5 protein-coding genes and 1 riboswitch are annotated in these 7,247 nt (G+C 67.7%); all 5 genes read right to left on the bottom strand.

All coding sequences use genetic code 11. From position 1 onward, the window contains the following. Nucleotides 1-225: 225 nt before the first annotated feature. Complete coding sequence (pnuC, locus tag AC5P67_RS12975) at nucleotides 226-795, bottom strand: nicotinamide riboside transporter PnuC (protein WP_099474639.1); 570 nt, start codon at nucleotides 793-795, stop codon at nucleotides 226-228. Between the two features lie 8 nt (nucleotides 796-803). Beyond that, the gene (locus tag AC5P67_RS12970; protein WP_012478758.1) at nucleotides 804-2,993 is read right to left on the bottom strand and encodes a TonB-dependent receptor; all 2,190 of its coding nucleotides are present in this window, start codon (nucleotides 2,991-2,993) and stop codon (nucleotides 804-806) included. A gap of 71 nt (nucleotides 2,994-3,064) precedes the next feature. Beyond that, a riboswitch (TPP riboswitch) is annotated at nucleotides 3,065-3,160 on the bottom strand. Nucleotides 3,161-3,283: 123 nt separating this feature from the next. After that, nucleotides 3,284-4,408, bottom strand: a complete 1,125-nt coding sequence (locus tag AC5P67_RS12965) for a phosphotransferase enzyme family protein (protein WP_241879988.1) — start codon at nucleotides 4,406-4,408, stop codon at nucleotides 3,284-3,286. 125 nt (nucleotides 4,409-4,533) lie between these two features. Further along, nucleotides 4,534-4,941: a glycine zipper 2TM domain-containing protein gene (locus tag AC5P67_RS12960; RefSeq protein ID WP_312391683.1), complete on the bottom strand. Its 408-nt coding sequence runs from the start codon at nucleotides 4,939-4,941 to the stop codon at nucleotides 4,534-4,536. Nucleotides 4,942-5,186: 245 nt separating this feature from the next. Further along, nucleotides 5,187-7,178, bottom strand: a complete 1,992-nt coding sequence (locus AC5P67_RS12955) for a peptidoglycan-binding protein (RefSeq protein WP_227415414.1) — start codon at nucleotides 7,176-7,178, stop codon at nucleotides 5,187-5,189. Between the last annotated feature and the right edge of the window lie 69 nt (nucleotides 7,179-7,247).

Genomic DNA, 7,247 nt, shown 5'->3' with positions numbered 1-7,247 from the left:
GGCGGTTCAGGGAGAATCCGGCGTGGGGACCCAAGCTACTTCTCGGTCGCAAGACCTGGATCCACACGGTCGCCCACGCCGGGCTCTCGGCACCCAAGGTGCCAGATTGGCAAGAGATAAGATCCACGCCATGCGTGGATGTTCTGGGTAGATGCCGACCTTGGTCGGCACGCACGCCAACCAAGGTTGGCGACTACCGGTGGCCCAGCCACGTATGGCGTGGCTCTACCGGGTTGCCACCTGTGGCTCGCGAGCGGCGGCGCTCCATGCGCGCAGGCCGAACACGGCCAGGCCGAGGAAGAACACGTACAGCGCGGCGGTCACGTGCAGCGACTTGAACAGGTACGCACCCACATAGACCACGTCCACTGCGATCCACACCCACCAGCAGGCCACGTGGCGGCGTGCCTGCCACCATTGCCCGACCAGGCTCAGACCGGTCAGCAGCGCATCCAACCACGGCAGGGCAGCGTCGGTGAAGCTGTGCATGGCCGCACCCAGCGCCACGCCACCGCACAGGCCGATGGACAGGTCGCGCAGCAGCGTGCCGCGCGCCAGCGGCACGATGCGGATGCTGCCCTCATCGGCGGCATGCTGTCGCCAGTTGAGACAGCCATAGACCAGGAAACCACCGAAGGCGACCTGCAGCAGGGTGTCCGAGTACAGCTTGGCCTCGGCGAACACCAGGCCATACAGCGCCACCGACAGCAGGCCCACCGGCCACGCCGCCAGCCGGCGCCGGGCCATCAGCCAGACGCCGAGGATGCTGCACAGTGCGGCGGTCCACTCGAGCATCACGCCGCTCACAGCGCGAACGTCACCGACAGGCGGGCCTGTCGCGGTGCGCCGGGGAACAGGTAGTAGTCACCGCCGCTGCTGCCGGTATCGCGCCAGTAGAAGCGGTTGAACACGTTGTCCACCGACAGGTTCCAGGTCACTGCGCGCTCGCGCAGGCGATGCTGGAAACGCAGGCCAGCGTCGAACACTGAATAGTCGGGTGCGCGCACGCCACCGTCGGCGCGGGCCACGTTGGCACCGGCATAGCGCCAGCCGCCGGTCACGTCCAGGCCTTGCACGAACGGCAGCGCATAGGCCAGGTGCACGCTGGCGCGCACCTTCGGCACGTTCACCAGCTGATGGCCTTCATAGGCCGGCGTGCCGGTGTCGCGCGCGCGCGCCTGCAGCACGCTGGCGCTGGCCACGATCTGCAGCGCATCGGTCAGCTGGCCGTTGGCGGTCAGCTCCAGGCCGGTGTGGGTCTGCGTGCCTTCCTCGACGAAGGTGTAGCCGACGTCGCTGCTGTCGGGCTTGGCGTACTGGTACGGCTGCGAAATGCGGAACACGGCCGCGCCCAGGGTCAGCGCTTCGACCGGCACGTACTTCACGCCCACTTCCAGCTGCCGCGACTGCACCGACGGCAGGAAGGTGTCGGCGTTGCTGGTCCAGAACGGCGCTTCCTGGCCCAGCGAAATGCCGCGCACGTAGCTGGCATAGGCATTGAGCTGGTCGGTGGCCTTCCACACCACCGCAGTCTGCGGCAGGAAGCGCGACAGGCGGCTGTGCCGCTGCGGGGTGCCACGCTTGTCGTAGGCGCGCTCATCGAGGCGCACGAAGCGGCCACCGGCCAGCCACTGCCAGTCATCGCCGAAGCTGATCCGGTCCAGCGCGAAGAACGCGGTCTGGCGGCTGTCCAGGCGCTGTGCGGACGGTCCCGGCATCTTCGGCGACGGCGCGAATACCGGCACCGGTGCTTCGTGGATGTTGCTGGTGCCGACGTACTCGTTGACGCTCGGGCGCTTGTCCACGGTGCGCCGGAAGTAGTCGGCACCGACGGTCAGCTCATGGCCGACGCTGCCGGTCTCGAAGCGGCCACGCAGCTCGGCACGGGCCTGCTGGTTGCGACGGGTGTCGTCCGGGCTGCGGTAGTCGTAGACGTCATAGTCGCCGTTGGGCGCGAAGTAGTTGCCCGGCACGCTGCCATCGGCGCACAGCACGGCGTAGTAGCAGCCGTAGGCGAAGGCGACGTTGTCATCGATCACCGAACGGCTGTGGCCGACCGAGATGCGCGACTGCCAGGCCTCGTTGAAGTCGTAGGTATGCAGCGCGGTGATGTTGGTGCTGGCGATATCCACCGGGCGCTGCCACGGCTGGTAACCCAGCAGGTGTTCGCGGTCGACGCCACGCGGCAGGTCGCGTGCGCCCAGCAGTTGGTAGCCGGACACCGAACGCTGCGAGCTGGTCTGGTAATTGGCATCCACTTCCAGCTTGCCGCGCTCGCCAATGAGCCAGTCGGCGGCCAGCGAGTAGAAGTTGCGGCGACCGTCGGCGTGCTCGACATAGGAGTTGCTGGAATCCCATGCGGCATTCAGGCGCAGGCCGAAACGCGGGGTGATCCAGTGGCCGACATCGACGGCGACGTAGCGCGAGCCTTCCGAATCGGTACCGAGCGTGGCGGTGCGCACTTCGGCCGGGCGCTTGCCGATGTAGTTGATGATGCCGCCCGGCGCCATCACGCCTGCGGCCAGGCCGGCTTCGCCCTTGAGGATTTCAACCGACTGCACGTTCTCCAGCGCCAGGCGCTGTTCGCCGGCGATGGACAGGCCGTTGAAGCGGTAGCCGGTGGCGGCGTCCAGGGCAAAGCCACGGATGGCGACGTTCTGGTAGTAACCCACCGGCGCATACGCATCACCCAGCGAGGCATCGTTGCTGGCCAGCTCGGACAGCGAACGCACCTGGCGACGGTCCAGGTAATCGCGCTCAAGCACGTTCACCGAGGCCGGCGTGTCCTTCCAGCTGCCGCCACCGAAGGCGTTCACGCGTGAGGTATCGGCCTTCGGTTTGCCGGCCTGCACGCGTACCGCCGCCAGTTCGGTGGGCGAGCGCTCGGCGCCGGTGGCAGCCGCATCAGGGGACGCATCGGCCTCGCTGGCGTGCAGTGGCAGCGCAGCGCAGAGGGCGAGGGAGAGCAGGGTGGGGCGCAGGCAGCGGTTCATTCGGTTCGTCTTCGGACAACAAGGGAGACGAAGCGACGGCGCGCAGGTGCACAGGGCCCATGATGGGGGTGTGGCTGCGGCTCAAAGCTCCCTACGCCGGTGCAAACCGGATCAGGTTCCAAGGGACTCTCTCAGCCTGGCAGATCCAGGCACCCCCGCTTCAGGTGACCATTTCACTACAAATGGTACGGATTTGCGAGCCGGCGTCCTTCAGGCTGCGGGGTCCAGGCTGCGGGGTCAGATCCCTTTCCGCAGGAAAGGAATCTGACCCCAATGGTGCGCCAACCGGGTCACGCCGCCGCGTGCAGCGCCTGCAGCAGTGCCTGTCCCGGCGCGCTGTGGAACCACGCCGGATGCCCCAGCATGAAGGGCTGCCACGCGACGTCGGCATTGGCGGTCGAGCCGGTGACGCCTTCGAAGTACTCCACTTCGGACAGTGCGAAGTCGAAATGGACCATCGGCAGCAGGTCGGCCAGCAGGTGCACGCGTGCCGCCGACAGCGGCAGCACCTGGCGGTAGCCGTCGAGCAGGGCCAGCGCGATATCGATGCGCACCGCCTCCATGCCGCGCTCCAGTTCCAGCCACGCCACCGCGTTGCGCTCGATCGCCGTGGCGAGGTCGAACAGCGCACTGGTGGGCGAGGCCAGGCCGAAATCCAGCACAGTGCTGACCTGCCCATCGCGCCACAGCAGGTTGGAAACGTGCCAGTCGTTGTGCGCCCACAACCGTGGCTCATCGCGCAGGCGCTCGGCCAGGCCGGCATGCCACGGCAGCACGTCGCGCTGCAGCTGCGCTTCCCATGGAATGCGCGCGAGGTAGCGGGCCAGCCCGGGACGCTCGTGCAGCCCTGCCTTGATGGCCGCGATCGGATCGTCGGCACGGATCAGATCGTCGCGCGCGACCAGCACATGGGTGCTGCGTTGGGGCGCGTGGTAGCTGGCGGCGGCCCGGTGCAGCTGCGCGAGTGTGCGCCCGGCTTCGCGGGCCTGCGCGACATCGGTCAGCAGCGACCACGACACGGCGTCGCGGTACAGGTCCTCGCCGACGCCGATCGCATGCAGCTCGAACGTCCATTCGCCATGTTCGGCCGCCGTGTGGCCATCGGCCGCTGGCAGCACCTGCACCACCGGTACGCCCGCTGCGGCGAGATGGGCGATGAAGTGGTGCTCTTCTTCCAGGCAGGCCGCACTGCGCACGCTGTGGTGATGGCGCTTGACGAACACCGCTCCGTTCGCGCCGTTGACGATGGCGGCAGCCGACAGCGGCCGCGGGCTGTGCCAGTGCGGTTGGCTGCGCTCGTCCAGCTGCGGGTAGTGCTGGCGCAGCCACGCGATGTCCGCCGCGCTGATCGGTGGCCAGTCGGCAGCGACCTCGTCGTTGTTGAGGCCCTGCACGCGGTGGGAGGAAGAAGTCATGCCGCAGCCCCAGTGGGGAAAGTCACATCCAAGGCTGCGCATTCAACGCCATGCACGCGGCCAACGCAAACGGGCGGGTCATCGACCCGCCCGTCCGTGCATCGGCATGGAAGATGCCGCGCTGCTTACCAGCCGCGATGGCGACCGCGGTCGTGGTAGTAGCGGTTGTCGTAGTAGCGCTCGCGTTGCCAGCGACGGTCATTACCGCGGTCGTAGTAGCCGCTGCGGTAGTAGCCACGGTCGTAACGGCGATCGTAGCGGTCGTCGTAACGGCGATTGTCGTAGTAACGGCGGTCGCGGCGGTCGGAGGTGGTCAGGTTGCCGATCGCGCCGCCGGCCACGGCGCCGCCGACGGTGGCAGCGGGATCGCCGTTGGAGAGCAGGTTGCCGGCCACGCCACCGACCACGGCGCCGACCAGGGTGCGCTTGTCCTTCCTCGACATCGCGCTGGCATCGCTGACCACGGCGACACCGGCCACCAGTGCCAGGGCCATCGCCAGACCACGGAAGCTGAGTGTGGAAGTACTGAGCATGTTCGTTCTCCTGTGAGGTGCATGCCACGCTGGGCAGGGAGGGCGCGGGCGCCCCGGCTGCCGTGGAGACCACGCTGACGTTCCAACATTGCCGGAACATTGCCTGGTCCACCGTGCGGCTTGCGCATTCATCTAGCGGCAGGCGGCATGAAGCAAGGCTGAAAGCGGCCTCGGCCGCTCAGCTGTCAGAAAGGGAAAAGGCCACGCGGACGTGGCCCTCCCTTCTCTGCCAAGGCGTTGCGGGCTTAGACGCCCATCGCCTTCTGTGCCTGCCGGGCCTGCTCCTGCTGGGCGTCCTGCGGCTGGTGCAGCACGTTAGGCGCGCCCTGCACGGCACCGCTGCTGAGCGCGATGCTCTGCTCGCTGGCGGCTCGGGTGTCCACCGCCACGCGGCTGGCCGCCGGGTCACCGATCGTGCCCTGCACGGCAAACAGGCGCTCACCGTTCGGGCTGGGCACCACCGTGTCGATGCGCTGCAGGCCGGCGGCATGCGCCTCCTTGGTCAGGGCCGCGGCGGCGCTTTCCAGCGCGTGGCGATCCTTGAAGGTGCCGGCCGGCAACAGTTCCAGACCCTTGCTGGCCTGGATGAAGAGCGGATTGCGCGGGTGCCGTTCGTCGTTCAGCAGCGGGCGCTCGCGGGCTTCCTTGATGGCCTCCAGCGTCTTCGCCCCGACAATGCCGTCGGCCACCAGGCCGTTGTCCTTCTGCAGCTGGCGCACCGCCGCGTCGGTGTTGCGGCCGAAGCGGCCATCCTCGACCAGCGGCTTGCCGTCGGCACCGACGTAGCCCAAGTGCCCCAGCTGTTCCTGCACCTTGCGCACGCCTTCGCTGTGCGCGCCCTGCTTGTACAGTTCGGCGTGCGGCGTGGCAGCGGCCTTGTGCTCGGCGGTAGGCTTGCCCTGGGTCTGCTCGTGCGACGGGGTGCGGTTTTCCAGCAGGTCGCGCGCCTTGGACAGCGGATCGGAGGCGTACAGCTTCCAGTTCGGGTGGTCCTTCACCTGCTTGAGGTAGTCCTCGACCGGCATGGTGTGCACGCCCTTGCTGCCGGAGGACTGGCTGATCAGCAGCTTGTCGGTGTTGGGGTCGCGCACCACCATCACGATGTGGTCGATGCCGTTCCAGTGCTCGTGGCGGGTCCTGGCCGTATCCAGGCCGATGATCATGCCTTCCTTCAGCGCACCGGGCTTGAGGATCGCGTCGCGGTCCAGCAGCACGCCGGACTGGTCGAATGCCTTGCGCACGATGCCGCCGGAACCCAGGTTGCCCAGGTCGATACGATCGGCCTTGCTGAAGACCGCATGCCCGGCCTTCTGGTTGATCTCGTCCATGGTGCGGTTCTGCAGCGTGCCGACCCAGCCGGAACAGTCGATGTAACCCTGCTCCACGTTCTTGCCGGTCTTGCCCGGTACGTACAGCGCGTGACCCGGAATGTTGATCGCGTACTTCACGTGGTCGTACTTCACGCCGGCCTCGTAGGCGGCGTGCAGTTCGATGCCCGGCTTCGGCGCGGTGGCCGCCGCTGTGGTTGCCGCCAGCGTGGCTGCACCCGCCGCCACGGCTGCGCTGGCCTGTGCAGGCGCGGCCGGGGCCTGGCTTTGGCCGGGCGCCACCGTCTGCGGGGCGATGTTCTTTTCCGGAATGCTGATCGCCGCGTACTTGTGGATGTAGTAGCTGGAGAACGTCCGCGCCAGGTCGCCATCGTTCATGCCGCGCATCTCGGCCAGGGTGTGGCCGGTCAGCGCCTTCGCGTCGGAACCGATCTGGTTCAGCACGTTGCGGCGCATGTTGATCTCTTCGCCGTGGCCGTTGCGGACCACGCCGAAGGTGCCGGTGGCAATCGCGGTCTGCACCGAGCCATAGCCGGCGCTGCCCTGCTGGTGGGCCAGGTACAGGTCCAGGCCGGTCGGCGTACTGCCTCCGGACAGGTACGGGTGGCCGGTGCGCTCGTTGCGGCGTGCCATCGAGTCCAGGTTGTCCTGGTACATCTTTGCGGCCGCTTCGGTGTTGCGGGTCGGGTCGAACTCGTGGCCGGTCAGGTGGTACTGGCGCGCGGAGCCGGGCACGAACTGGAACAGGCCCTTGGCGCCGGACGAGGTGTTGTGGGCGCGCTCGTTGAAGGTGCCGCCGGTCTCGATGTGCGCGAAGCGCATGAAGTCATCGACCGGAAGGCCTTTCTGCCGGGCGACCTGCTCGACGATGTCCAGGACTTCCTTTCTGCTGTAGTCATGCTGTGCCATGACGTTTTCCTCGGGGTTGATGGAGCGGCGCATGCCGCGAATCGCCAACCGGACTCATCCGTGAGTCAA

Source organism: Stenotrophomonas sp. YJH_SMC_21 (genome assembly GCF_059369555.1).
Note: the sequence above shows the minus strand (reverse complement) of the source record. Positions and strands in the feature narration are given on the sequence as shown.